The organism is Yersinia mollaretii ATCC 43969, from assembly GCF_013282725.1.
In the GTDB taxonomy this organism is placed as follows: domain Bacteria; phylum Pseudomonadota; class Gammaproteobacteria; order Enterobacterales; family Enterobacteriaceae; genus Yersinia; species Yersinia mollaretii.
In genome coordinates this window covers 3595542-3620284 of sequence record NZ_CP054043.1, presented here as the reverse complement: position 1 = coordinate 3620284, position 24743 = coordinate 3595542, and the positions used below count along the sequence as shown (strand labels likewise).

The following is a 24743-nucleotide window of genomic DNA, read 5'->3' as shown; positions in this document are numbered from 1 at the left end:
ATCAATTTCTTATTTCTTGATATCTTCTGCGGCCAGCGCCGCTTTTACGGCTGGGCGCTCAGCAACGCGAGCCATATATTTATCCAAATGGCTACGCTGTTTGATCTCAATATTCAGTGCATTGGCCCAGCGGGTCACGGTAAACAAATAGGCATCGGCCACACTGAATTTTTTGCCTAGCAGATAATCATGATGCGCTAACACGCTGTCCACGTAACTGAATTGTTTATCCAGCCGCTCGCGGGCGATCACTTTATACTCTTCCGGTGTTTTCGGGTTAAACAAGGGACTGAAGCCTTTATGCAGTTCAGTCGCAACGAAATTTAACCACTCAATGGCATGATAGCGGGAGAGGGTGCCAGCAGGGGCAATTAGATGGCGATCAGGCACTTTATCCGCCAGATATTGCACGATAGCAACCCCTTCGGTCAGCAGGCTACCGTCATCCAGCACCAGCGCGGGGACTTGTCCTTTTGGGTTGATGCTTAAATAGTCTTGACCCGTCTCAGTGATTTTGGCCGCCAAATCGACGCTTTCAATACTGAAATCTAATCCCGCTTCGCGTAATACAATATGCGGAGACAAAGAGCAGGCACCGGGTTTATAGAACAATTTCATCACAAACTCCTTAATAGAGCACTAAAAGAAACGAGCTTACTTATCCTAAGGCAGGCGAGAAAAAAATGCAGCTAGTGGCGTAAGATAATTGTGAGGGAATATGCCCGTCATACTTCAAGCTGCATGTGCGTTGGCTGCCTTCCTACAACTCGAATTATTTAGGGTATAGAACACTGTCTGAGAAATAAGTCGTGGTACAAGACGTGAATTCTGGCCCTACAGCGGTGAGAATTCCCCGCTGTAGGTTATCCCTGCCAGTGATATTCCGGCAGTGGAAATGTATTACCGTGGTGGACGTGTGCTGATCGATGCGGACCAGCTAAAGGTGGTGGTGCTAGGTGCGGTTTTTTTGGTTTTTCTTTCTACGCGAGTTAACTTGGCGATTTGTTCTCGGGCGTTCATGATTTTTTCTATGGCTTCGTCTTTGACTTTATTCTGTTCTGAATTGGTTAATGCTCTTCCTAGATTTATTCTGGCTCTGTCGAGTTGCGTTTTGACATCACGTTGCTCAATTTCGGTCATTTCTTTTAATGTCAGCTTTTTCATTTTTTTCGCCTTATTTGCATCATTCCTACTCAGTGTACAACCTTATCCTGCGTGGGGATGTAAGAGATTGCGATCTGGGCGACATTAATCACGATAAAAGCCTGTTAGAAGCCGTAAAACTCGATAATCACAGCAAATGGGGCAAATAAACGCCTGTTCCCTCTTCTAAGGCACCGCTCCCCGCAAAACACACAGCGAGCGGTGGCAGCAGAAAGGGGGGATGTCACAACAATCGCGAACCGTATCCCCACAGCAGGACAGTCAGGCCCAGCAGTAATTCTAATACCAGTACACCGATGGCGAAGGTCGAACCGGAGAAGATAAACCCCTCTCGGCGATCAATATTCAGGAAGGTCGGTATCCCTAGGTACATCAGGTAACCGGCATAGCAGAGGGCAACAATCCCGACGAATAAGCACAACCAGATAACCGGGTAGAGGGCGACAACCCCGGCTAAAAACATCGGGGTGGCAGTATACCCGGCGAACAGGGTACAACTTTGCCAACTTGGGCGGCTCTCATAGCGGCGAGCCATCCAGTAAATGACGCGGCCCATCAAGGCGACGGCGGCCAGAATGAGTGCATAGAAAATAACGGCGGAATAGAGGGCGGTAAAGGGCGTCAGCTTTATGACCTGACCCTCACCAAAGCTCCAGCCTACCTGCGTAGTACCAATAAACGCGCAAACCACCGGAATGGCGGCCATCAGCAAGAGGTGATGCGCGTACAGGTGCTGAACAGTTTCACCTTCGTGTTTGATTTGCTGCAATTCCTGACTGGGGTGGGTCAGAAGCCCCCAAACATGGTTGATCATAAATCACCTCCTTGTCCGCTATGGGTCGCCAATAACAGACATTTTTCATCCTCATCTACCATGAGGATGCAGTGAATACAGTGCGGCCTGATCTCAGTATAGTCTGTTTTTTGAGCACAAATAGGGCGGCGGCAGTGGCATTGATTGGGTAGGTGATGCTTATCGCCTCAACTTATGTTTAATATAAATAAGTCAAAAAACAAATAGGAGCACGTGATGGGGACTCAAGGAAATGATTGTCGGATCGATAACATAGAATTTGCTGTGAGTGACATTGCCCGTTCGAAGGATTTTTATGGCAAGGTTTTCAATTGGCGTTTTACCGACTATGGGCCGGGATATTGTGAGTTTACCGATGGTCGGTTGACGGGGGGCTTCACGACCTTAAGTGAAGTTCAGCCCAATGGCGGGCCGCTGGTGATTCTGTATGCAGATAATCTTGAGCAGACACAAAAACGTTTGGAAGAGGCTGGGGCGACTATCGTACTGTCCATTTTTGCTTTCCCAGGGGGCCGCCGTTTCCACTTTACTGATCCCGATGGTTATCAGTTGGCGGTCTGGTCGGCTAATTGAGATTGAGTGGCTGACTCAATACGCGCCCGAGAGTGCGTGTTGAGTCAGCTCGCTCATTAGACTGCGTTAGCCGGTGTTGCTTTTTGACTGTCGTCTGTCGGTGCTAATGTCATGCGATACAGTTTTGGTGCCGTCAGCATCATCAAAACCGCGATGATGGCGGTGACGATACCAATCTGCATAAACACATGGCTATAGATTGCCAGTGATGCATGGGCATCAGTGATATCACTTGGCACAGCGGTCAATGCGGCCACTTTGCCGGCGATCAGCGCCGCAGCGGCAGTGGTCAGGAACCATGAACCCATGATAAAGCCCATCAGACGCTGAGGCACCAACTGTGCCACCATCGCCAGACCTAAGCCGGAGATCATCAGTTCACCAACACTTTGCAGCGCATAGCTCAGGATCAACCAATTGACTGACATAATACCGTGCTCATTCGCCATGCTGGCACCCCATGGCAGTACCAAGAAGGCGGCGGAGCAGAGCACCATGCCGAAAGCAAACTTGTGTGGCATCGGCAGACGGTCGCCCATCTTGTTATAGACGGCAGCTAAAATCGGGCTAGCAACCATGATCCAGAATGGATTTAGTGCCTGATACTGTTCCGGCTCGAAAGCAATACCGAAGATAGAGTGCTCAACGTTATGGATAGCAAAGAAGTTCAGCGACGTCGGCATCTGGCTGTAGAGCACGAAGAACACCACCGCTTCCAGCATCAGCAGAAACGCCACAATCATTCGACGGCGAGAAGTGCCGTGCAGAGAGAAGGTCTCTTTGGCAAAGATACACACAATCCCCACCGAGATCAGCGCCAATGCCCAACGAGCAATGATTTGGTTATGTAGCAACCAGTTGGAGAGGGTGATGAGGGCAATAATACCCACCAAGACCATCAGCAGTTTTTTAAACTGTAACGGAGCAAAGTCCGGCTTAGAACCTTGGTTTTTCACCCACTTACGGCAGAACCAGAAGTTCACCAATGTGATTAACATCCCCACCACGCTCAGTGAAAATGCCACACTCCAACCATATTTAGCGGCTAACCATGGGGTTGCCAACATAGAGAAGAACGAGCCGATATTGATGGACATATAGTACATGGTAAATGCACCGTCCAAACGCGGGTCGTTTTTGCTATAGCAGGTTGAGAGTAGGGAAGATGGGTTCGCTTTGAATAAACCATTACCGACCGCGATGGTCGCCATGCCCAGATAAACCCAGAAAATATCATGTCCTGAGTAGGCAATCATGGCATAACCCACCGCCAGAATCAGTGCGCCGAGCACGATGACGCGTTTTGCCCCGAGAACTTTATCACCTAACCAGCCGCCAATTGCCACGAAGCCATAGACGAGCGCACTGAAGGAGGAGAACAAGGTGATGGAGTCGGCTTCGCTCATCCCGAGCATTTTTACCAGATAAACGGCCATGATCCCTTGCAGGCCGTAATAACCAAAGCGCTCCCAAAGCTCAATGGAGAAGATCAGGTAAAACGCTTTCGGTTGTTTGAAAGCATTCATACTGATGTTTTCGGGTTGTTCGCTATTAGGTGGTTGTTGACTGTTGTTTGCTGTTGACACTGGGACCTCTGTTTTTTACTTCCTGCCATAAAGGGCTGAAAGGACAAAAGTGAATGCGTGAACCGGCATCCTTTTGCGTTGTTATAAGATGTTTAGCGGCGGTTAATGTTCACTATCTTTGTCAACGAGACAAGGCTTTTGACATGTTCTGTTACATATAACTCTCTCAGCCCGATATCGCCATGTTACAAATGTTATGCAGTATTAACGTTTATGTTTTGGTGTTTTTACGATTTTTTGTTTTGATTAAAAGCCGAGCTGATTTTATTTGGTTGTATATTCTGCTATTTAGCCATTTTATGGTTCATATGGTTATTAGTATGTGAATGACTGAATCATTATTGTGCATATAGGTAATTATCTGAAATTATCCAAATCTTGATTAAATGTTAATCAGCCAAGCGCCTCGCTTATGGGATAAGCAGAGTTGAGGATTAGCGCGTGGTGTCATTTTTTTTACTTGAAAAGGGGGATGGCGAAACAAGGGGCGGATTGAGAGCCGATATTGAGGGCTGATGAGGAAAGGATATGGGATATCAATATAAGCTCACATACAGATATCCCGAGATAGTATGCCAAGAGGTGGCTGGCTGACTCGCTTATTCGATCACCCATGCTATCGTCAGGCATGGCCTTTAGACGGTTGCTCCCAATGTTTGCCGTAAACGGTTGGTCCATCCTGCGGTTGCGGCGGTGATAATAAGACTCAGCAACTGATGATGACTAACCCCCAGCGCCAATAACGGACGAATAGATTGATGGCTAAATCGTTCCGGTGCGCGGGTTAATTCGGCGGAGAGAAAAATAAGTGGGTGGGCCATCTGATGCACTGGCAGTGTTGCCAGTGCGGAATCAACTCCGGTGACGATCACATCGATTATCGGCGCGTAACCTGCTGATGAATCTGCGGTTAACTGCTGCTGATGATGGGCCTGACAGTAGATGCTGCCATTAATGCGGGCTGACACCAGCGCCACTAGCGCGAGCCAATCCGCCGGGATTTGTTGTGGTGCTTGCTGCTGAGTCACTCGTTTATAGGCGGATAAACTTTGCGGGTCGTGTTCCAATAGATCATACAAGGCGACTTGGGTTTCATCTGATGGTGATTCAGTGGCGATGTTATCCAGTGTCGCCAATGAGGGTAACCAGCCTTGCCATTGCGGCACTGTCGCCGGTATCAAATCTGCGCTGGCATCTTCCATCCGTGGGAAGCCCGGTAGCATGACGGTGGGATAGCCCGCCAATGCTGAAAGCCCGGCCACCACTCTGGCTTGATAGCCAACAAAACCAATAATCTGCGATAAAACAATGATATCCGCTTCACTTAGCCCAACCTCTGACAACTGCTGTAATGCATGTCTGTCGATCAATGTCGGTTGACTGGCGAGCTGGCGAGCATATTGGGTGATCTGAGTCAGCCGCATATTACTCTCCCGCGAGGCATCGGGGCTGGAGAGTGGCGTGAGGCGCGCAGCATAGTGGCTGCAAAGTCGTTGAACTCCTGTCACCTGTGCGACGGTCAATGCACTGCTTAAGCGGTCATACAGTGAAAAGCGATTGTTGCGGTTTAGATCAACGATTGGCGGGAAGAGCACCTGATACAAAGCATCTGAAGCCGATAACACTGTGGCGTGGTGCTGCAAATTTTGCGCGAGGGCGGCGGGAATTCCGTCGTCTAACCCCAGCAGAAAAAGACCTTGTTCAGCAACGCTCTCACTATTGTGCGGGTGGTGGCTCTCTTTTCTGGTGACGCTGTCACTTGCATCACTCACCTGCGCCGCCATGATCTCCAGACTGCCGCTACGCTGAGTTTCATGATACCAATGGGCATTATCCTGTTGTCGAAATTGCACCATAATGACCTCCGTTAGGGACAGCAACGCGTCAGGGTTAAGGATAGATGTGGGGTAAGCATCGCCCGTGGAGATATCAGCAGTGAATGGGGGGCGGCAAGGGCGGTATCGGACCGGGAGCAGAGCAAAGGGGTCGGTATCAACATCGGCAAGATATCCTGTTATTTTATGGAATGAACACAGTGGATATCATTGCTGATTGAGTTGGCGAGATAAAATAATGTTAAACCATAATCCATAACTAAAAGTAATAACATATTATTATATATAACAAAAATGTTGTTACGTTAGTCAATAACTGGCTAAGGGAGGAAGGCTGCCGCTCGGTGACTCGCGGGGGTCAGCAGCCTCATTCATGCGCTAAAAATGACCGACATCCCGCCGCCAAGCATCAGCAGTTAATGCTTCACCAAAATGGCTGGAGATTAGGCGCTTAGTCAGGTCATGCAGCGGGGATGCCAGCACTTCTGCGGTGCTACCGCGCTCCACCACTTCGCCCTCATGCATCACAATCACCTGATCACTAATATGTTTCATCATGCCCAAGTGCTGGGTGACATAGATATAGGATATGCCGTGCTTTTCCTGTAGTTCCAGCATCAGGTTGATAATCTGTGAGCGCATGGACATATCCAGCGCCGCCAGCGCCTCATCGGCAACAATCACTTTGGGTTGCAGAATCAGCGCCCGCGCCAGAGCAATACGCTGCTTCTGACCTGATGCCAACATATGAGGGTAATAGTTAGCGTGATCAGGTAGTAGCCCCACTTGTCGTAGAGTCTGATAGATGCGCTGCTCGCGAGCGGCAGCATCTAAATTGGTATTCAGTTTCAGCGGCGCATCCAGCAGTTGCCCGACGCGCTGACGTGGGTTCAGTGAGGTGCTAGGGTCTTGAAAAATCATGCGGATGCGCTGACTGCGGTAACCATAGTCACCATAGACCAACGGGTGCTCGTCAATCAGCAGCTCACCGGCTGTGGGTTCAATCATACCTGACAGCATTTTCGCCAAGGTGGATTTACCGGATCCATTTTCACCGATGACCGCCAGTGTCTGGCCTTCACGCAAGGTAAAACTGACGGATTTCACCGCCTCGACATGTTGCCGACGAAATAGTCCGGTGCGATAGCGGAAGGTTTTACTCAGGTTACGGACTTCGAGCAGGGTCTCGGCCATTATTGCTCCTCCAGATTTAAGGGGAAGTGGCAGGCAAAGGCGTGACTTTTCACCAATCGCAAACGCGGCGTTTCAATGCAGGTTTTCTGCGCATAGGGGCAGCGCGGCCCGAGGCGGCAACCGATAGGCAAATGTTCCAGCGACGGAATAGCTCCCGGTAACGTATTCAGGCGGCTTTTATGGGGCAGTGAACGACCAAAATCGGGCATCGAGCGGATCAGCGCCTGAGTATAAGGGTGGTGGGGGGTTGCCAGCAGATCTTCACACTCGGCACTCTCCACCGTTTGACCGCAATAGAGCACGTTAACCCGATTCGCCCACTTACTCATCATTTGTAAATCATGGCTGATCAGCAATATCGTGGTGTTGTTATTCTGATTTAACCGCGCCAGTAGACGGAAAATCTGCGCCTGTGTAGTGGGTTCCATCGCATTGGTTGGCTCATCGGCAATCAGCAACCGTGGCTGGTTAGCTAGCGCGATAGCAATCATCACTTTTTGGCACTCGCCCTCGGTCAGCTCATAGGGGTAGCTGCGCATAATATCTTTATGGTCTTTGATCCCCACACGGTGCAGCAACTCTATGGCCCGCCGTTTGCGCCAATGAAAACGCTGCCACCAACGGCCTTTGTAGGTCCAGCCTGGGATGGCTTGAATCAGCTGTTGACCCATGTTTTCTGAGGGGTCCAGACAGGATTGCGGCTCTTGGAAAATCATCGAAATATTATGGCCGATCACCTTACGCCGCTGACGTGGGGTGAGTTGCAGCAGGTCGATATCATCAAAGCGAAAACGGTCAGCCGTGATGCGCCAGTTATCTTTGCTGACACCACAGATCGCCTTGGCAATCAGGCTCTTACCTGAACCAGACTCACCCACCAAGCCACGTACTTCACCCTCGGTCAGGGTCATACTGATGCGGTCAACCGCTTTAACCATCCCTTCGGCGGTCATAAATTCAATGGTGAGGTTACGAATATCAAGTAACGGCATTATTCCACCCCTGCATTAATTGCACGACGCATACCATCACCTAACAGATTCACCAGCAGCACGCTAATCAGAATAGCGGCACCCGGTAGCATCACCGTCCAAGGAGCGACATAGACTAAATCCAGAGAGTCCCCGAGCATCGCCCCCCACTCTGGTGAGGGCAGTTGCGCCCCTAAATCCAGAAAACCCAGTGCCGCAATATCCAAAATGGCCATCGACAGTGCACGGGTGAACTCAGTGACCAACACCGCGGCAATATTGGGGAAGATGGCATAAGCCAGAATATGGGGAGTCGAGGCACCATCCAGACGGGCGGCGATCACATACTCTTTATCCAACTCATCATGCACAGCGCTATAAATGGTGCGAACCATTCGCGGCAATAGGGCCAGCCAGACCGCGAACATGGCATGTTCTAAACTGGGGCCAACAAAGGCGACCACAATAATCGCCAACAGCAGCGACGGAATGGAGAGCAAAGTATCCAGCACATGATTAAGAATGGCTGAACGAAAACCGTGGGTGATACCCGCAAAGACACCGAGCACCACGCCACATAGCGCCGCCGCGACGGTCACCAGCAGCGCGGAGCCATAAGTTGAGGCGGTACCAGCTAATAAGCGACTTAAGATATCGCGGCCCAGATCGTCCGTGCCAAGGAAGAATGAAACATTGCCATAGCGTGACCAAGAGGGCGGAAGCAGTTGGTAGCCGAGAAACTGTTGGTCGAGCGCATAGGGGGCAATTGTGCTGCCCAGCAGACAGAGCAACAGCAAGGCCAGCACGCCGTAGAACCCCACCATCGCCAAGGCATCCCCATAGAAAAGCCGCCAAGTATAGAGCAATGGGCTGGGCATTTTCTTTTCGCGGTAGACATTATCGAAGGGCATACCACTCCTTATGCTTTAGCGGCGTCATCATTGCGCCGATAATATCTGACAGGACGTTAATGACGATGACCAACGAACCGACGACCATCACGCCAGCGGATATCGCGGCGTAATCTTGTTGACGAATGGCATTAATCAGCCAACGGCCCAGCCCCGGCCAGTTAAAGACCACCTCGGTGATCATTGCCAGCGTCAGCATGGTAGAGAACTGCAACCCCAATTTCGGAATGATCGGCGGCAAGGCATTATGCAGCACATGGCGGCGGATAATGGTGAAGCGTGATAAACCCCGTGTTGCCGCCGCTTTAATGTAGTTCTGGCCGATAACCTCATCGGTGCTGGTGCGCATCAGGCGAATCACCTCGGTGGTTGGGGCGACGGCCAGTGCGGTGATCGGCAGGATCATATGCTGAATCGCGCTGAGCATCATCTCTTCGCGATAGGGTGAGGGCGAGAGCCAAGCATCCACCAAGGCCAGCCCGGTGACGGGTTTCACCTGATACAGAAGATCATAGCGGCCCGAGACTGGCAACCAACCCAAATGCAGCGAAAAGAACAGCATCAGCAGCAGTGCCAGCCAGAAGACCGGAATCGAGAAACCGACCAATGCGACAGTGCTGATGGCGATGTCGGCCCATTTACCGCGCATCACACCAGCAATAATCCCCAGTGGAATACCAATAAACAGTGCCAATGAGAAGGCCAGAACACATAGCTCCATGGTGGCTGGGAAGGCTTCACGTAGCTGCTCGCTGATGGGCTGGCCGTTAATGCTGGAGACACCGAAATCCCACTGAAGCAGGCTGCTGAAATAGAAACGATAGGCATCCAGCAGCGCCACACCGTTTAGCGGCGCATGAGGGGTGAAATAGCTCAGGCTAAAACTGACCAGTGACAACATAAATAGGGTGATCACCAACAGTAGTAGTCGCCGTAACGTGAAGATAATCATGGTTTTTTGCCCTCATCGCTCTCGCGGAATACGCCGGCAAAAGAGGAATTGCCAAACGGGCTTAACACCAAACCTTTAATATCGTAACGGTATGCCTGTAGTCGCAGTGATGAGGCTAACGGCAGCAGCGGCAGTTGCTGCTCCAGAATACGCTGAGCCTGCTGATAATATTCAATGCGCGACGACAACTGCTGAGAGCGCAATGCTTTTTGCAGCAACTCATCAAACTCAGGGTCACACCAGTGAGCATAGTTTGTTTGCGAACGAATTGCCGCGCAGCTTAACAGCGGGCGGAAGAAACTGTCTGGGTCATTACTGTCGGTTGACCAGCCAGAAAGGGTTAGATCGTGGTTCATCTCCATCAAGCGGGCTTCCTGAAAACGCCCTTCGACCGGCACGATATTGACGGTAATGCCCACTTGCGCCAGATCCGCTTGAATCAGCTCTGCGGTCTTTAACGGGCTGGGATTATAGGATTGCGACGCCGTTGGTACCCACAAATTGAGCTGCAATTTCGTCAGCCCGAGATCTTTGAGGATCGCTTTGGCTTTTTCCGGATTATATTCGGTCACCTGCGCCTGATTGTCATAAGCCCATGATGCACGAGGTAAAATAGAGGCGGCGGTTTCTGCCGTGCCGTAATAAATTGATTGCATCAATCGTTGGTTGTTAATCGATAAAGCAATGGCCTGTCGCACTCGTTGATCATTCAGCGGCGGCTTACGGGTATTAAACGCCAGATAGGCGACATTCATTCCAGGGCGCAGTGTCAGGCGCAGGCGAGGGTCATCGCGTAGAATGGATAATTGGCTGGCAGCGGGATAGGCCAGCACATCACATTCACCGGTCAGTAATTTGGATAGACGGCCTGTGCCACCAGCACCCAGATCAATCACCACCTGCGGCATACGCGGTAAGCCTTTCCAGTAGTCACTGTTACGGAACAGACGGATATATTGCCCAGACCGATATTCGTTTAACAGGAAGGGGCCGGTTCCCACAGGTTCGCGGTCAATCTGTTCTTGGCGGCCTTTTTGGGTCAGCACATCGGCGTATTCGGCAGAGAGCACGGGAGCATAGTGAGTCGCCAAATGCCAGAGGAAGGAGGCATCGGGAGCTTTCAGTTTAAATTCAACGGTGTAGTCATCCAGCTTTTTGACACTCTGCACGGCATCGGCAAATTGCAAACTGTCGAAATAGGGATACTCGCCGCCATTCACGCCATGATAAGGGTGCTGCGCATCAAATACCCGCTGGAAGCTGAATATCACATCATCGGCATTCATCATCCGCGTGGGGGTAAACCAATCGGTGGTTTGGAATGGCACATCTTTACGTAAATGAAAACGGTAGGTGGCCCCATTATCCAGCACTTGCCAGCTTTCGGCTAACTCAGGGATCAACCGATAAGTATAAGGGTCAACATCCAGCAGGCGGTCATAAAGTTGTGCCGCCAATGTGTCGATGGTTAATCCGCTACTGGCCATCTGTGGGTTAAAGGTATTCAGTATCCCGCTGACGCAATAGACAAATCCGCGCTGGCGGATATCTGGCAGCGGTTGTTCAGACTGGGCAGTCGGAGCAGACTGCGCCAGTGGGGGGGTCGCAAAGCAGGCCAGCGACAACATCCAAATGAGTAAAGCACGCATAAACGCTTCGCAGTAAGTAAGCAATAGACTCAGTGTACCGTAATCTGGCATCGCCCCCAATCCATTGAGCAAAACAACTGCGTCGTCTGCTGTTTGTTGCAGCAATTGATGATAATTCCATCATAATCAGTATGGTAATGAGAAAAATTCTCAACAAACTGTTTGCAACTGCTATTGATAACCATTATCATTAGTTTGCTCTTCGGGATAAAGCCAGCAGTTTCAGGCTTTTGATAGGAAAGCACGACATTGCTCACATTGCTTCCAGTGTTTAGGCCGGCTCGGGTGCTGGCCCTTTTTTTACCCTTCGCCCTTGAAGCTGCAGCGGCGTTAGCTGCACTCGCTTACCCGAATCACTTACTGATGTAAGCTCATCGGGACTCACTCTCCCACCAAAAGCGCATGTTTTTTTAGCATACCGCGTAACTGATGATAAGTTAGCCCCAGTAAACTCGCCGCCTTGCGCTGGTTAAATCGAGCTTGTTCCAATGCCTGTTTTAACATCTGCTGCTCGCTATTATGCAGCCACTGTTTGAGGTCGATGGGGAGCGTAGGGAGGGTGGAGTGTGCATCCGTACCAACCTCGGAATCAGGAGTCTCGGCAAGACCATTTTTACTGTTCTGTCGGGCAGCGAAGGGGTTGATAATGATATTATCCAGCGGCTGAATGCTATTCCCATGGCGATACACTGAGCGCTCAACCACATTCTTCAATTCGCGCACATTGCCCGGCCAGTGATAGGCCAGTAATTGGGCTTTCGCCATGGGGGTAAAGCCGGAGAAAAGCGGTAAACCCAGCTCTCGGCACATCTGGATGGCAAAGTGTTCAGCCAACAGCATGATATCTTGCTGGCGCTCGCGCAGCGGCGGCAGTTGCACCACATCAAAGGCCAGCCGGTCCAGCAGGTCGGCGCGGAATTTACCGGCAGCGGCTAACGCGGGTAAATTATCATTGGTGGCACACACCAGCCGCACATCCACTTGCAACGGCTGGCTCCCGCCGACGCGCTCCAGATGACCATACTCAATCACCCGCAATAACTTCTCCTGCACCAGCATCGGCGCGGTGGCTAGCTCATCTAAAAACAGGGTTCCCCCGTCGGCCCGCTCAAAGCGGCCCAGATGGCGTTTTTGTGCACCGGTAAAGGCACCGGCCTCATGACCAAACAGTTCAGAATCGAGCAGATTTTCATTGAGCGCCGCGCAGTTCAGGGAGATGAACGGACCCTGCCAGCGGTGGGATAAATAGTGGAGGCGATGGGCAATCAGCTCTTTGCCGGTTCCGCGCTCGCCAATCACCAATACGGGTTTATTCAGTTTTGCCAGCCCGGACACTTGTTCCAGCACTTCAACAAAAGAGTTGGCTTCGCCCAATAGGTTTTCTAGTTGCTCACTCATGATGAAATTCGCCAATAGTTGGTTAATATAATCACTCTACATTTTATCTCAAAATAGGCAAAAAAAATTTTATTGTTATTTTTCAGATGATTATACTTTTTTAAAAGTTGGCACGACTCTTGATATTGTCTAGGTGAATGAATATTTCTCTGAGGGGTGCTAAGGATGTTGCCAAGCGCCATTAGATCAGAGAGCCAACAAGTCAAAGAGGATAGTCATTATGGGTATTTTTTCGCGCTTTGCCGATATCGTGAACGCTAACATCAATACATTGCTGGATAAAGCGGAAGACCCGCAGAAGTTAGTCCGCCTGATGATTCAGGAGATGGAAGACACGCTGGTTGAAATTCGCTCAACCTCTGCTCGCGCATTAGCAGAGAAAAAGCAGTTGCTACGCCGCATTGATCACAGCGAAAGTCAGCAGCAGGAGTGGCAGGACAAAGCGGAGTTGGCGCTGCGTAAAGATAAGGAAGATTTGGCCCGTGCCGCGCTGATTGAGAAGCAAAAAGTCGCCGCGCTGATTGACACGCTGACACGCGAAGTCGCCACGGTGGACGAAACACTGAGCCGCATGAAACATGAGATCACCGAGCTGGAGAGTAAGCTGACCGAAACCCGCGCCAGACAGCAAGCGCTGACTCTGCGTCATCAGGCGGCGGCATCATCCCGTGATGTTCGCCGTCAGCTCGACAGCGGCAAACTGGATGAGGCGATGGCTCGTTTTGAGCAGTTTGAACGCCGCATTGACCACATGGAAGCCGAAGCTGAAACGGTGGGCGTTGGCAAACAAAAGTCGCTGGATCAGCAATTTGCTGAACTGAAAGTCGATGATGAAATCAGTCACCAGTTGGCCGCATTGAAAGCGAAAATGAATTCAGCTGAGTAATTTGTCGCTACGATAAGACGCTGAACAGGCCATCGGGAGAGATGGCCTGCCATAATGAAAATGCGGACATCCGCGATCAAAGATAATTAAGGGGAATCAATGAGTGTCCTATTTCTCGCCATACCGCTGACAATTTTTGTGCTGTTTGTGGCACCGATTTGGTTATGGCTGCACTACAGCAATCGCCAGCAAAGCGGCGCTCAACTCAGTCAGCAGGATATGCAGCGCCTGTCACAGTTGACGGATGATGCTCGCCGGATGCGTGAACGAATCCAGACACTGGAAGAGATCCTTGATGCGCAACACCCGAACTGGAGGCAGTCATAATGGGCGATACGTTTAAAAATAATGGGTTACGCAGCAAAAAACTGTACCGAGTGCCGGAAGAGGGCATGATCAAAGGGGTGTGTGCGGGTCTGGCGCACTATTTTGATATTCCGGTGCGATTGATTCGGGTGATGGTGGTGTTATCCCTATTTTTTGGCCTGTTCGTGTTCACCATCGCGGCCTATATCGTGCTGACATTTATGCTGGAACCTGCGCCCGCTGCCAGTTTTAGTGAACACCGCGAAGCCACGCCTCGCCAGTTGCTGGATCAGTTGGAGTATGAGTTGAGTGCCGGAGAGCAGCGCTTACGCCAAGTGGAGCGCTATGTCACCTCCGAGACATTCGTGGTTGAGAGCCGTTTCCGCCAGTTGTAGAACTGACCGGCTGCGTGATATCCATCCCTGCCGGAGGGCATAGCGATGAACAATAATTCCGCCCGTAGACGTGCAGGTGTAGTATTCACCACATTGATTAAGATTATTTTTACTGTCGCACTGACCTATGGCCCCGCCGGTGCGGCGGGCTTGATAGTCAAAAATGTGAGCCGTAAGCCGCTGCGCTGGTTACTGCTGCTGATGCTGGAACCGATGTTAAAACGCGCCATGACGGCCACGGCGGGCCAATTTGCCAAGGAGAAGCATGAAACGACTGCAAAATGAGATCACATCATTAGTTAATCGAGGGATGGATCGCCATCTCCGATTAGCGGTAACGGGCCTGAGCCGCAGCGGTAAAACCGCATTTATTACTTCTCTGGTGAATCAATTACTTCATATTCACAGCGGTGCACGTCTGCCGCTGTTTTCTGCTGTGCGCGAAGAGCGGTTATTGGGTGTCAAACGCGTGCCACAGCGCGATCTCGGCATCCAGCGCTTTACCTATGATGAAGGGCTAGCTTCGTTGTATGGCACACCGCCGAACTGGCCAACGCCGACGCGCGGTGTCAGTGAAATTCGTTTAGCGCTGCGTTTTCGTTCCGGCGATTCGCTTTTGCGCCATTTTAAAGAGACATCGACACTCTATCTGGAGATTGTCGATTATCCGGGTGAATGGTTGCTTGATTTACCCATGTTGGAGCAGGATTACTTAAGCTGGTCGCGCCAGATGGCGGGCTTGCTGCAAGGGGATCGCCAAGAGTGGGCTAAACCTTGGCTGACCCTGTGCCAACAGTGTGATCCGCTGGCCCCTGCCGATGAAAATCAGTTGGCCGCCATTGCACAGGCGTATACCGATTATCTGATTCGCTGCAAAAATGAAGGGCTGCATTTTATTCAGCCGGGGCGTTTTGTGCTGCCCGGTGATATGGCGGGTGCGCCAGCATTGCAGTTTTTCCCGTGGCCGGATGTCAATGGTCTTGGCGAATCACGGCTGGCGCAGGCGGATAAACACTCGAATATTGGGATGTTGCGCACTCGTTTTAACTATTACTGCCACTCGGTGGTCAAGGGTTTTTACAAAGAGCACTTTGTCCGTTTTGATCGCCAAATTGTGCTGGTGGATTGCCTACAGCCGCTCAATAGCGGGCCACAGGCGTTTAACGACATGCGGCTGGCGTTGACACAATTGATGCAGAGTTTCCATTACGGAAAGCGCACGTTATTTCGCCGCCTATTCTCGCCGTGCATCGATAAACTGATGTTTGCCGCAACCAAAGCGGACCATGTCACAGCCGATCAACATGCGAATCTGGTTTCGCTACTCCAGCAATTGGTGCAGGAAGCTTGGCAGAATGCCGCCTTTGAAGGGATTAGCATGGATTGTGTCGGCTTGGCTTCGGTACAGGCAACCGAAAGCGGGATTGTCGATCATCAGGGGCAGAAAATCCCGGCGTTGCGCGGCAATCGCTTGGTCGATGGTGCGCCACTGACGGTCTTCCCCGGTGACGTGCCAGCCCGTTTACCGGGGCCAGCCTTCTGGGATCAACAGGGGTTCCATTTTGATGAGTTTCGCCCGCAAGCGGTAAATGTTGATAGCCCATTACCCCATATTCGGCTGGATGCAGTGATGGAGTTCTTATTGGGAGATAAATTGCGATGAGTGAGCCATTAAAACCCCGGATCGATTTTGAACAGCCGTTGCAGCCACTGGATGAACCCGTGTTAAAGGCGGCGCAGGCTTTTGATCCGCAAACGGCGGAGAACTTCTACCCTGCGGCACCCGAATTGGATGCCGAAGATGAAGAGGGGCGCGTGGAGGGGCTGGTCAATGCGGCGCTAAAACCGAGGCGCAGTTTGTGGCGCAAAATGGTGACGGCCGGTTTGGCGCTCTTTGGTGTCAGTGTGATTGCTCAGTCAGTGCAGTGGGTCAATCAGGCATGGCAACAGCAAGATTGGATTGCACTAGGGGCCACCACCGCTGGTGGGCTGATTGTGCTGGCGGGAGTGGGTTCGGTGCTCACTGAGTGGCGGCGCTTGTATCGTTTACGCCAGCGGGCGGAAGAGCGGGACATTGCGCGCGAACTCTTGGTCAGCCACGGAATTGGACAGGGGCGCGCTTTTTGTGAAAAGTTGGCACGTCAGGCGGGCTTGGATCAAGGGCATCCGGCACTCCAGCGCTGGCAAGCTTCTCTCCATGAGACCCATAACGATCGGGAAGTGGTTGAGCTGTATGCCAAATTAGTGCAACCAGCGCTGGATAATCAGGCACGGGCGGAGATCAGCCGCTATGCTGCTGAATCGGCACTAATGATTGCCGTCAGCCCGCTGGCGCTAGTGGATATGGCCTTTATTGCTTGGCGTAACATTCGGCTGATCAATCGTATTGCTGCTCTGTATGGCATTGAGTTGGGCTATTTCAGCCGCATTCGCTTATTCCGTTTGGTGCTGCTGAACATTGCCTTTGCTGGTGCTTCTGAGCTGGTGCGGGAAGTGGGCATGGATTGGTTATCGCAGGATCTGGCTGCAAGGTTATCTGCCCGTGCGGCGCAAGGGATTGGTGCGGGACTGCTGACGGCACGACTGGGTATCAAGGCGATGGAGCTGTGTCGCCCCTTGCCGTGGTTGGAGGGAGATAAACCTAAATTAGGTGATTTCCGCCGCCAGTTAATCTCGCAATTGAAAAATACACTGCCGAAAAAAGATAAATCTAGCCAATAGTGGTCGCGCTACTGATTCGCAGCGATGACTATTTCAGCCGGGGATCGAAGGAGAACGACAGGGGTTTGACACTGTTCAAACAGAGCTGAAACTCTTTGTGGCGCGGATTGACCAACATATTGTTTTCTGACGGCACCAGTGTGGATGGCACCAGCAGTCCCACCGAGGATTCTGACTCCAGCCACTCGGTGCCAAGATCCATTGTGGCGGCTGGCGCGGGGTCACTGCGCCAGTCGATCGGCCAATCTGGTCGCTGCAACAGCATAATCTGGCTGTCATCAATCTCGATTTGGAATAACTCAAACTCGCTGAGTGTGGAGCTGTCTTGGATATGCACCAGTGTTTCCAGCATGGCTAACGACACACTACTGGCGAGATAGAGGGCAGCGTGGCCCTTATGATTCCAGCGTCCGCCATAAATTTCAGCGCCATAGCCGGTCCAGGTTGATGCAAGATAACGGCGCATCACAATGCGATAGAGCATCATCAATATTGGCCCATCGGGTTGAGCTTCCTCGCGTTACGATTCATATCGTGTACGTATCCCTCTTTTGAACTTATCCATGTCACTTATCCCTAAGGCCGCGCCGTTAGGAAAATACGCCGTGCTCCAACCGCCCAATTAAGTCACAAACTTCCAATGCGCCGGTTTCTGTCTCCAGTAAGGAGTCTGGGCTGCGATGCCCTAAGCCCTTAATCGGCGTTGACATCCACGTAATGGCTTTGCCTTTGTCGCCGCTAAAAAGATCAACTGCCGCATCCATGACGCGGACGAAACGCGCAATACGTTCACTCTCTTCCGGCGTAAAACGGCCATCATGGGTGCGTCTGCGTGTCAGGCTCCGACTGGGAATCCCGGTAGCCCGTAATATTTCAGCTTTAGGCATGGAGGCCCAAAGGTGAATACTGTCGATGACATCAACAGAAAATCCCAACTTTATGCTGTCAACCAAAATAGTGCCACGGCTGGCGGGCAAACCAATCTCGCGCCATAGCGCGCCAGCTTTGGTCGCTGGGGCGGGGTGATATGCTCTCATGTAACCTCCTCGGTCATGTGGCTACATATACTATAGCCAGATGGCCGATAGAAAGCAAAGTGTCACCGGACGTTGACGCGGGAACTTGACGCATTCAGGCATTATATTATTCTGAATAATCAATATAAAAAATAATATGCCGCTATATATGTCGGTGTTAAGGGTCGATGATCTTACCTTAATAGGCTGATTGGGGTAAAAAAAACAGCAAAAAGCCGATTCCTGTCAACTTTTGCTGACAGACTGCTTCATCAGCAAGGGGGGACAGGGTATTATCATAGGCAGAATTCCGCACCTGCCATACATAAGGTCGATACTGATGCGCTTGGAAGTTTTTTGCGAAGACCGAATCGGTCTCACCAGAGAGTTACTTGATCTCTTGGTTTTACGCAGCATTGATTTACGGGGGATCGAAATTGATCCGATTGGTCGCATTTACCTGAATTTCTCTCAACTGGATTTCAGCGTATTCAGCGCATTAATGATGGATATTCGCCGTATTGAAGGCGTAACTGATGTCCGCACCGTCTCCTTTATGCCGTCAGAGCGAGAGCATCGCTCATTGCGAGCACTGCTCGAATCCATGCCTGAGCCTGTATTCTCTATCGATTTAAAGGGGAATCTTGAGTTAGCCAACCCCGCAGCCCGTGATCTGTTCTCCCTTAATGAGGAGAAAATCCGCCACAAAACCGCCGGTAGCCTGCTGGGCGGGTATAATTTTGCCCGTTGGTTTGAGGAGGGGGAAACTGCGCCTCATACCGAACGGGTGTTGATCAACAATCAGGATTACCTGATGGAGATCACCCCCATCCAACTTGAAGACGAAAATCAGCAAAGTCAGACGGTTGGCGCGGTAGTGATGCTAAAATCCACTGCTCGCATGGGGAAACAGCTACAAATATTATCGGTCAACGATGATACAGAATTTAAACAGATTGTCGCGACCAGCGCCAAGATGCGGCAAGTGCTTGAGCAAGCCCGCAAGCTCGCCATGCTGGATGCGCCACTGCTGCTGGTGGGTGATACTGGCACGGGTAAAGATCTCTTGGCGCGGGCCTGTCATCTGCGTAGCCCACGCGGAAAAATGCCTTTCCTCGGGCTAAACTGCGCTTCACTGCCAGACGATGTGGTCGAAAGTGAACTGTTCGGCTATGCGGCAGGGGCTTACCCCAATGCCATTGAAGGCAAAAAAGGCTTCTTTGAGCAGGCAAATGGCGGCTCGGTGCTGCTGGATGAGATCGGTGAAATGTCACCGCGTATGCAGATTAAACTTTTGCGCTTCCTCAACGATGGCACTTTCCGCCGCGTTGGCGAAGAGCATGAAGTGCATGTCGATGTGCGGGTGATCTGTGCCACGCAAAAGAATTTGGTGGAGTTGGTACAGCGCGGTGAATTCCGTGAGGATCTCTATTATCGCCTCAATGTGTTGACTATCACTTTGCCGCCATTACGTGAGCGTCAAGCAGATATCATGCCGCTGACGGCGCTGTTTGTGGCTCGCTTCTCTGACGAGCAGGGCGTGCCTCGCCCCAAACTGGCCCCTGAACTGAGCAGTTTCCTGACAAATTACGGTTGGCCCGGTAACGTGCGGCAACTGAAAAATGCTATCTATCGCGCCTTGACCCAGTTGGAAGGCTCAGAATTGCGACCACAAGATATCATCTTGCCGGAATTTGAAGTTGAAGCGGCTCTGGGGGATGAAGTACTGGATGGCTCGCTTGATGACATCAGCAAACGATTCGAACGTTCTGTTCTGACCCGGCTTTATCGCAACTATCCGAGCACGCGGAAACTGGCTAAGCGACTGGGCGTTTCCCATACGGCGATCGCCAATAAATTACGTGAATATGGGTTGAGCAGTAAACGACCCGTGAGTGATGAAACCGAAGAAGAGTAAGCCATAAGGCGGGTTATCAGCTCTAACCCCGCGGTCGTGGAAACGAACCTAATAAAAACGGCTGAACCCAGAAGGAACAGCCGTTTTGAATTTCTATCTCGGTTTAATTTAAACCGAAAATTATCGACTTACTTCAGTGCTGCCAGTGCGGCATCATAGTTGGGTTCAGTGGTGATTTCGTTCACCAACTCACTGTAGATCACGTTGTCCTGACCATCTAGAACTACTACAGCACGTGCAGTCAAACCGGCCAATGGGCCTTCAGTAATCGCTACACCGTAAGCTTGTTTGAAGTCAGCGCCACGCAAAGTTGACAGTGTAATGACGTTGCTCAGACCTTCAGCCCCGCAAAAACGTGATTGGGCAAATGGCAGGTCTGAGGAGATGCAAAGAACAACAGTGTTCTCAAGTTCGCCAGCCAGTTGATTGAATTTACGGACAGATGCAGCGCAAACACCGGTATCAATACTTGGGAAGATATTCAGGACTTTACGTTTGCCAACGAAGCTGCTCAAGGCCACGTCAGATAAATCTTTCGCTACCAAAGTAAAGTCTTTCGCTTTATCGCCCACTTGCGGCAATTGACCTGCGACGGCCACTGGATTGCCTTGAAAATGTACGGTCTGTGTCATTATTTTCTCCTTTTTACAGATGTGTAACACGAAGTTCAGTTTAAGGTAACAATGGCAGCTTGCCTATGAGAAATTTGCCAAATACCGGAGATTTTGTTTAGGTTAGATGCTAACGCCGGATACCAAAGTCCGAATAGTCCCAAGGAGCCATAATTGAGAACAATGCGTTTCTACCCTGAGGCTTGGCCTCTCCATTCTGCGTTTGTTATTTCCCGAGGTAGCCGCACAGAAGCGAAAGTGGTGGTGGTCGAAATTGAAGAGAACGGCATCGTCGCTTTTGGCGAATGTACACCCTATCCCCATTATGGCGAAAGTGAATCTTCTGTGATGGCACAGCTCGCCTTGGTGGTCAGTGGCATCGAATATGGCATTTCTCGAGAGGCGTTGCAGCTGCTATTACCGGCCGGGGCAGCAAGAAATGCAGTGGATTGTGCGCTATGGCAACTGGAGAGTTTGCAGAAGCAACAAAGTTTATGGCAGATGAGCAATATTGTACCTGTTTCTCATATTGAGATGGCCCAGACAGTGAGTATCGATGCGCCAGAAACGATGGCGTACAGTGCCAGTGCGTTGGCACGTCAAGGTGCCAACTTATTGAAAATAAAGCTGGATGAGCACCTGATTGCTGAGCGCTTGGTGGCGATTCGCACTGCTGCCCCGGAAGTGACGCTAATCGTCGATGCTAATGAATCTTGGCAAACCGAGGGGTTGGCGGCCCGTTGCCAGTTACTGGCTGATTTAGGTGTCGCCATGCTCGAGCAGCCATTGCCTGCGGGTCAGGATGAGGGTTTGCAGAACTTTATTCATCCGTTGCCGATATGTGCTGATGAGAGTTGCCACACGCGGGCTGATTTGGTGGGGCTGGTTGGCCGCTATGAGATGGTCAATATTAAGCTGGATAAAAGTGGCGGATTAACCGAAGCACTGCTGCTAGCCGAGCAGGCAAAATCACTGGGATTCGCCATTATGCTCGGCTGCATGTTATGCACTTCGCGCGCCATTCGGGCCGCATTGCCTTTGGCTCCAGGTGCCCGCTTTGTTGATCTGGACGGCCCCACGTGGTTGGCGCAGGATGTTGAGGGCGGGCTGCGCTTCTCAACCGGTGCAATTGATTTGTCGGCTTAATCCGTCAGCGTCAATAAATCAATCAATGCCGCCAGATAACACTCACTAGCGGCATCAGCAGAGATCGGCGGCAATTCGGCGGTAATACAGGGCAAGTGGCGATCTGCGCACCAACTACCAAAAGAGCCGGGTGTGGCGTAACCCACGCTGGTGACCAGCGGTAAGTTAAAGTTAGCCGCCAGCCGCGCACCGAGCGCAGAGCTGTCGGGATCTTCAATGCAGGCCAGTGGCTCGTGGAATGAAACCACCCAGCGCGGGGCCAACTGGGTAATTAACTCACATAAAGCCGCTGTTTCCGGCTCAGATCCCGCCTGTTCACCTGCCGATAACAGCACATCTCGCGCATCGGCTACACTGTTCCAGCGATAGACCGTTTCCCCTGACTGCCAGTTTTGGGCAGGGAAATTACGATTAAGATCAACACCGTTAGCATTCGCTCGTAGCCCCAATTGGCAACCATCCGGGTTCACCGCCAACACCACATGATGGCGAAGCTGTTCTGGTGAAATAGTGCGTAGCGCACAGGAGAGGGCAACAATTGCGGCGCTCTCATCGCCATGTGTTCCGGCGATAATCAGACCCGGATTCGCGGCTGAAGGGGGCGCTGGGAAATAAAGCAGCGGCGCACCCAGCAGAGATTTGCCGTAGGACTGGCCTAAGGTGACCAGATTTCCGCGTGCTGAGCGGGGCCGATGTTGACTCATGATATTCCCTGTTATCCCGAATACATAAATATTGCCGTTAAACATAGCATCTAACATTATCACTTTGAATCAATAAGTTATTTTTAATAGGCAGAATAGTGATTAAGTGAAAAGTAGAGGTGAAATTCTGTTGCAGATTGTCGTAATGAGTTCTGGTGTTATTCCCCGGCGTGATTGAGTGCACTATTTTTTATTTTCCCATCGTCACTAAGCCAGTTAATCTGCTAGTTTATGTTTATTCGGCTTTTTTTATTTTCGCTGACACAGAACAACAACACGCTGACACAGAACAACATCACGCTGACATGGAACAACAACGAAAAGGTTATCAATTATGCGCTATTTCCGTTATGCATTGTGTGCCGCATGGGTTGGCTCAGCGCTGGGCACTGCCAGTGCCGCTGATGTCCCTGCTGGCACGGTACTGGCTGAGAAACAAGAGATTGTTCGTCATATTAAAGATGAACCCGCGTCTCTTGATCCAATCAAAGCCGTTGGGTTAATTGAGGCGCAGGTTGACCGGGATTTGTTCGAAGGGTTGGTTAATCAAAATGCGCAGGGTGAAGTGATTCCCGGTGTCGCCACAAACTGGCAAACAACAGATAATCAAACCTATATATTTACGCTACGTAAAGACGCGAAATGGTCTAATGGCGACCCAGTGACAGCGCAGGACTTTGTTTACAGTTGGCGTCGTTTGGTTGACCCTAAAAGTTTATCTCCCTTTGCTTGGTTTGCTGAACTCGCTGGCGTGGAAAATGCGCAACAAATCATTGCTGGAAAAATGCCACCAGAAAGTTTGGGAGTGAGTGCGGTTAATAATTATACCCTAAAAGTTAAGCTCATTCGGCCAGTGCCTTATTTCCCCAGTTTGACGGCTAATTTCAGTTTATTCCCAGTGCCACAAACCGTTGTTGAAAAACATGGCAGTGATTGGACGAAAGTGGGTAATTTGGTTGGAAACGGCGCATTTAAATTACAAGACCGCGTAGTCAATGAAAAGTTAGTCTTGGTGCCAAATGAACACTATTGGGACCATGCGAAGACGGTACTGACTAAAGTGACATTTATTCCAATCAATCAGGAAGCGAATGCAACTAAACGTTATCAGGCAGGGGATATTGATATTACAGAGTCTTTTCCGAAGAATTTATATCAGAAATTGTTAAAAGATATTCCTGACCAAGTTTATACACCCGATCAGCTAGGCACTTATTATTACGCCTTTAATACTCAGCGTGCGCCCACCAATGATGTTCGGGTACGCAAAGCTCTCTCTTATGCCATCGATCGTAAGATAATTGCTGAAAAGGTATTGGGTACCGGTGAGAAACCCGCTTACCACTTTACCCCTGATGTCACCGCAGGTTACCACCCAGTCGCGAATGCATTGCAGCAGCAAGATCAGGATGAATTAGATGCGCAAGCCAAGGCACTGCTGCATGCTGCGGGTTATGGTCCGGATAAACCGTTAAAATTATCACTGTTGTACAATACCTCTGACAACAATCAGAAACTCGCCATTGCCATTGCTTCCATGTGGAAGAAAACATTGGGTGTGGATGTGCAGATGATTAATCAGGAATGGAAAACCTATATTGATAGTCGCAATACCGGTAATTTTGATGTTGTCCGCGCCTCATGGGTTGGCGATTACAATGAGCCATCGACTTTCCTGTCACTGCTGACATCAACGCACAGTGGGAATATCGCCAAATTTAAGAGTGCAAATTATGATCGCTTATTGAATGAGGCGGGGCGGCAGACGAATCCCAAATTATTAAATGATGATTATAATAAGGCCGAGCAGATTATTGCAGAGCAGGTGCCGATAGCGCCGATATATCAATTCACCAATGGACGGTTAATTAAGCCTTGGGTGAAAGGTTACCCTATTACCAACCCAGAAGACGTCGCTTATAGCCAAATGATGTATATTATCAAGCATTGATGGATATCAGCATTTGATAATGCTTCGAGAATGAAAATAAAA

At 50.6% G+C, this 24743-nt stretch carries 25 protein-coding genes; 10 read left to right on the top strand and 15 right to left on the bottom strand.

The window, feature by feature from the left end; translation table 11 throughout:
• Window positions 1–9: 9 nt before the first annotated feature.
• The 3 genes from gstA to HRD69_RS16125 all read right to left on the bottom strand — a co-directional run bounded on the left by gstA (window position 10) and on the right by HRD69_RS16125 (window position 1978).
• A complete protein-coding gene (gene gstA / locus HRD69_RS16135) occupies window positions 10–618 on the bottom strand; it encodes a glutathione transferase GstA (RefSeq protein ID WP_004874269.1) in 609 nt (202 codons plus the stop codon).
• A gap of 282 nt (window positions 619–900) precedes the next feature.
• Window positions 901–1164 carry a YjbD family protein gene (locus HRD69_RS16130; RefSeq protein WP_004874270.1) on the bottom strand — a complete coding sequence of 88 codons (264 nt, stop codon included), beginning with the start codon at window positions 1162–1164 and terminating at the stop codon, window positions 901–903.
• A gap of 223 nt (window positions 1165–1387) precedes the next feature.
• Window positions 1388–1978 carry a Yip1 family protein gene (locus HRD69_RS16125; RefSeq protein WP_004874272.1) on the bottom strand — a complete coding sequence of 197 codons (591 nt, stop codon included), beginning with the start codon at window positions 1976–1978 and terminating at the stop codon, window positions 1388–1390.
• A gap of 216 nt (window positions 1979–2194) precedes the next feature.
• On the opposite strand from HRD69_RS16125, the gene HRD69_RS16120 reads away from it, so the two are divergent.
• Window positions 2195–2551 carry a VOC family protein gene (locus HRD69_RS16120; protein WP_032813569.1) on the top strand — a complete coding sequence of 119 codons (357 nt, stop codon included), beginning with the start codon at window positions 2195–2197 and terminating at the stop codon, window positions 2549–2551.
• Between the two features lie 56 nt (window positions 2552–2607).
• On the opposite strand, the gene dtpA is transcribed toward HRD69_RS16120, so the two are convergent.
• From dtpA to pspF, 8 genes are all read right to left on the bottom strand, one after another.
• On the bottom strand, window positions 2608–4137 hold the full coding sequence (dtpA, locus tag HRD69_RS16115) for a dipeptide/tripeptide permease DtpA (RefSeq protein WP_032813571.1): 1530 nt from the start codon (window positions 4135–4137) through the stop codon (window positions 2608–2610).
• A 635-nt stretch (window positions 4138–4772) separates the two neighbouring features.
• Window positions 4773–5993 (bottom strand): carboxymuconolactone decarboxylase family protein, encoded by a 1221-nt coding sequence (locus tag HRD69_RS16110; protein ID WP_004874276.1) that lies wholly within the window; start codon window positions 5991–5993, stop codon window positions 4773–4775.
• 357 nt (window positions 5994–6350) lie between these two features.
• Window positions 6351–7166, bottom strand: coding sequence for a putrescine export ABC transporter ATP-binding protein SapF (gene sapF / locus HRD69_RS16105; protein ID WP_032813573.1), 816 nt, complete (start codon window positions 7164–7166; stop codon window positions 6351–6353).
• On the bottom strand, window positions 7166–8158 hold the full coding sequence (sapD, locus tag HRD69_RS16100; protein WP_004874277.1) for a putrescine export ABC transporter ATP-binding protein SapD: 993 nt from the start codon (window positions 8156–8158) through the stop codon (window positions 7166–7168). The genes sapF and sapD overlap by 1 nt, the downstream gene beginning before the upstream one ends.
• A complete protein-coding gene (sapC, locus tag HRD69_RS16095) occupies window positions 8158–9048 on the bottom strand; it encodes a putrescine export ABC transporter permease SapC (RefSeq protein WP_032813574.1) in 891 nt (296 codons plus the stop codon). The genes sapD and sapC overlap by 1 nt, the downstream gene beginning before the upstream one ends.
• A complete protein-coding gene (sapB, locus tag HRD69_RS16090; protein ID WP_032813575.1) occupies window positions 9035–10000 on the bottom strand; it encodes a putrescine export ABC transporter permease SapB in 966 nt (321 codons plus the stop codon). Before sapB ends, sapC begins: the two co-directional genes overlap by 14 nt.
• Entirely contained in the window at window positions 9997–11649 is a 1653-nt protein-coding gene (gene sapA / locus HRD69_RS16085; protein ID WP_032813604.1) for an ABC transporter substrate-binding protein SapA, read from the bottom strand. The genes sapB and sapA overlap by 4 nt, the downstream gene beginning before the upstream one ends.
• Window positions 11650–12030: 381 nt before the next feature.
• Window positions 12031–13047 carry a phage shock protein operon transcriptional activator gene (gene pspF / locus HRD69_RS16080; RefSeq protein WP_004874280.1) on the bottom strand — a complete coding sequence of 339 codons (1017 nt, stop codon included), beginning with the start codon at window positions 13045–13047 and terminating at the stop codon, window positions 12031–12033.
• Window positions 13048–13267: 220 nt separating this feature from the next.
• Between pspF and pspA the strand changes: the two genes are divergently transcribed.
• The 6 genes from pspA (at window position 13268) to HRD69_RS16050 (ending at window position 17355) form a co-directional block, all read left to right on the top strand.
• Complete coding sequence (gene pspA / locus HRD69_RS16075; protein ID WP_004874281.1) at window positions 13268–13933, top strand: phage shock protein PspA; 666 nt, start codon at window positions 13268–13270, stop codon at window positions 13931–13933.
• Window positions 13934–14032: 99 nt separating this feature from the next.
• Complete coding sequence (pspB, locus tag HRD69_RS16070; protein WP_032813577.1) at window positions 14033–14260, top strand: envelope stress response membrane protein PspB; 228 nt, start codon at window positions 14033–14035, stop codon at window positions 14258–14260.
• A complete protein-coding gene (gene pspC / locus HRD69_RS16065; protein WP_004874282.1) occupies window positions 14260–14634 on the top strand; it encodes an envelope stress response membrane protein PspC in 375 nt (124 codons plus the stop codon). The genes pspB and pspC overlap by 1 nt, the downstream gene beginning before the upstream one ends.
• Window positions 14635–14679: 45 nt before the next feature.
• On the top strand, window positions 14680–14919 hold the full coding sequence (gene pspD / locus HRD69_RS16060; RefSeq protein WP_032813579.1) for a phage shock protein PspD: 240 nt from the start codon (window positions 14680–14682) through the stop codon (window positions 14917–14919).
• Window positions 14900–16297, top strand: coding sequence for a YcjX family GTP-binding protein (locus HRD69_RS16055; protein WP_032813581.1), 1398 nt, complete (start codon window positions 14900–14902; stop codon window positions 16295–16297). The genes pspD and HRD69_RS16055 overlap by 20 nt, the downstream gene beginning before the upstream one ends.
• On the top strand, window positions 16294–17355 hold the full coding sequence (locus HRD69_RS16050) for a YcjF family protein (RefSeq protein WP_032813583.1): 1062 nt from the start codon (window positions 16294–16296) through the stop codon (window positions 17353–17355). The genes HRD69_RS16055 and HRD69_RS16050 overlap by 4 nt, the downstream gene beginning before the upstream one ends.
• 28 nt (window positions 17356–17383) lie before the next feature.
• Here HRD69_RS16050 and HRD69_RS16045 read toward each other — a convergent pair whose 3' ends face one another.
• Complete coding sequence (locus HRD69_RS16045; RefSeq protein ID WP_004874286.1) at window positions 17384–17842, bottom strand: RES family NAD+ phosphorylase; 459 nt, start codon at window positions 17840–17842, stop codon at window positions 17384–17386.
• A 103-nt stretch (window positions 17843–17945) separates the two neighbouring features.
• Complete coding sequence (gene xre, locus HRD69_RS16040; RefSeq protein WP_004874287.1) at window positions 17946–18392, bottom strand: type II toxin-antitoxin system antitoxin Xre; 447 nt, start codon at window positions 18390–18392, stop codon at window positions 17946–17948.
• 319 nt (window positions 18393–18711) lie between these two features.
• On the opposite strand from xre, the gene tyrR reads away from it, so the two are divergent.
• The gene (gene tyrR / locus HRD69_RS16035) at window positions 18712–20289 is read left to right on the top strand and encodes a transcriptional regulator TyrR (RefSeq protein ID WP_004874288.1); all 1578 of its coding nucleotides are present in this window, start codon (window positions 18712–18714) and stop codon (window positions 20287–20289) included.
• Window positions 20290–20417: 128 nt separating this feature from the next.
• Here the strand turns inward: tyrR and tpx are convergent, their stop codons facing one another.
• The gene (gene tpx, locus HRD69_RS16030; protein WP_032813585.1) at window positions 20418–20921 is read right to left on the bottom strand and encodes a thiol peroxidase; all 504 of its coding nucleotides are present in this window, start codon (window positions 20919–20921) and stop codon (window positions 20418–20420) included.
• A 153-nt stretch (window positions 20922–21074) separates the two neighbouring features.
• Here tpx and ycjG point away from each other — a divergent pair, with 153 nt between their 5' ends.
• The gene (ycjG, locus tag HRD69_RS16025) at window positions 21075–22046 is read left to right on the top strand and encodes an L-Ala-D/L-Glu epimerase (RefSeq protein ID WP_032813587.1); all 972 of its coding nucleotides are present in this window, start codon (window positions 21075–21077) and stop codon (window positions 22044–22046) included.
• On the opposite strand, the gene mpaA is transcribed toward ycjG, so the two are convergent.
• The gene (gene mpaA, locus HRD69_RS16020) at window positions 22043–22750 is read right to left on the bottom strand and encodes a murein tripeptide amidase MpaA (RefSeq protein WP_032813606.1); all 708 of its coding nucleotides are present in this window, start codon (window positions 22748–22750) and stop codon (window positions 22043–22045) included. The two genes, ycjG and mpaA, sit on opposite strands and share 4 nt — an antisense overlap.
• 334 nt (window positions 22751–23084) lie before the next feature.
• Here mpaA and HRD69_RS16015 point away from each other — a divergent pair, with 334 nt between their 5' ends.
• Window positions 23085–24701 carry a peptide ABC transporter substrate-binding protein gene (locus HRD69_RS16015; RefSeq protein ID WP_004874292.1) on the top strand — a complete coding sequence of 539 codons (1617 nt, stop codon included), beginning with the start codon at window positions 23085–23087 and terminating at the stop codon, window positions 24699–24701.
• The last annotated feature ends 42 nt before the right edge of the window (window positions 24702–24743 follow it).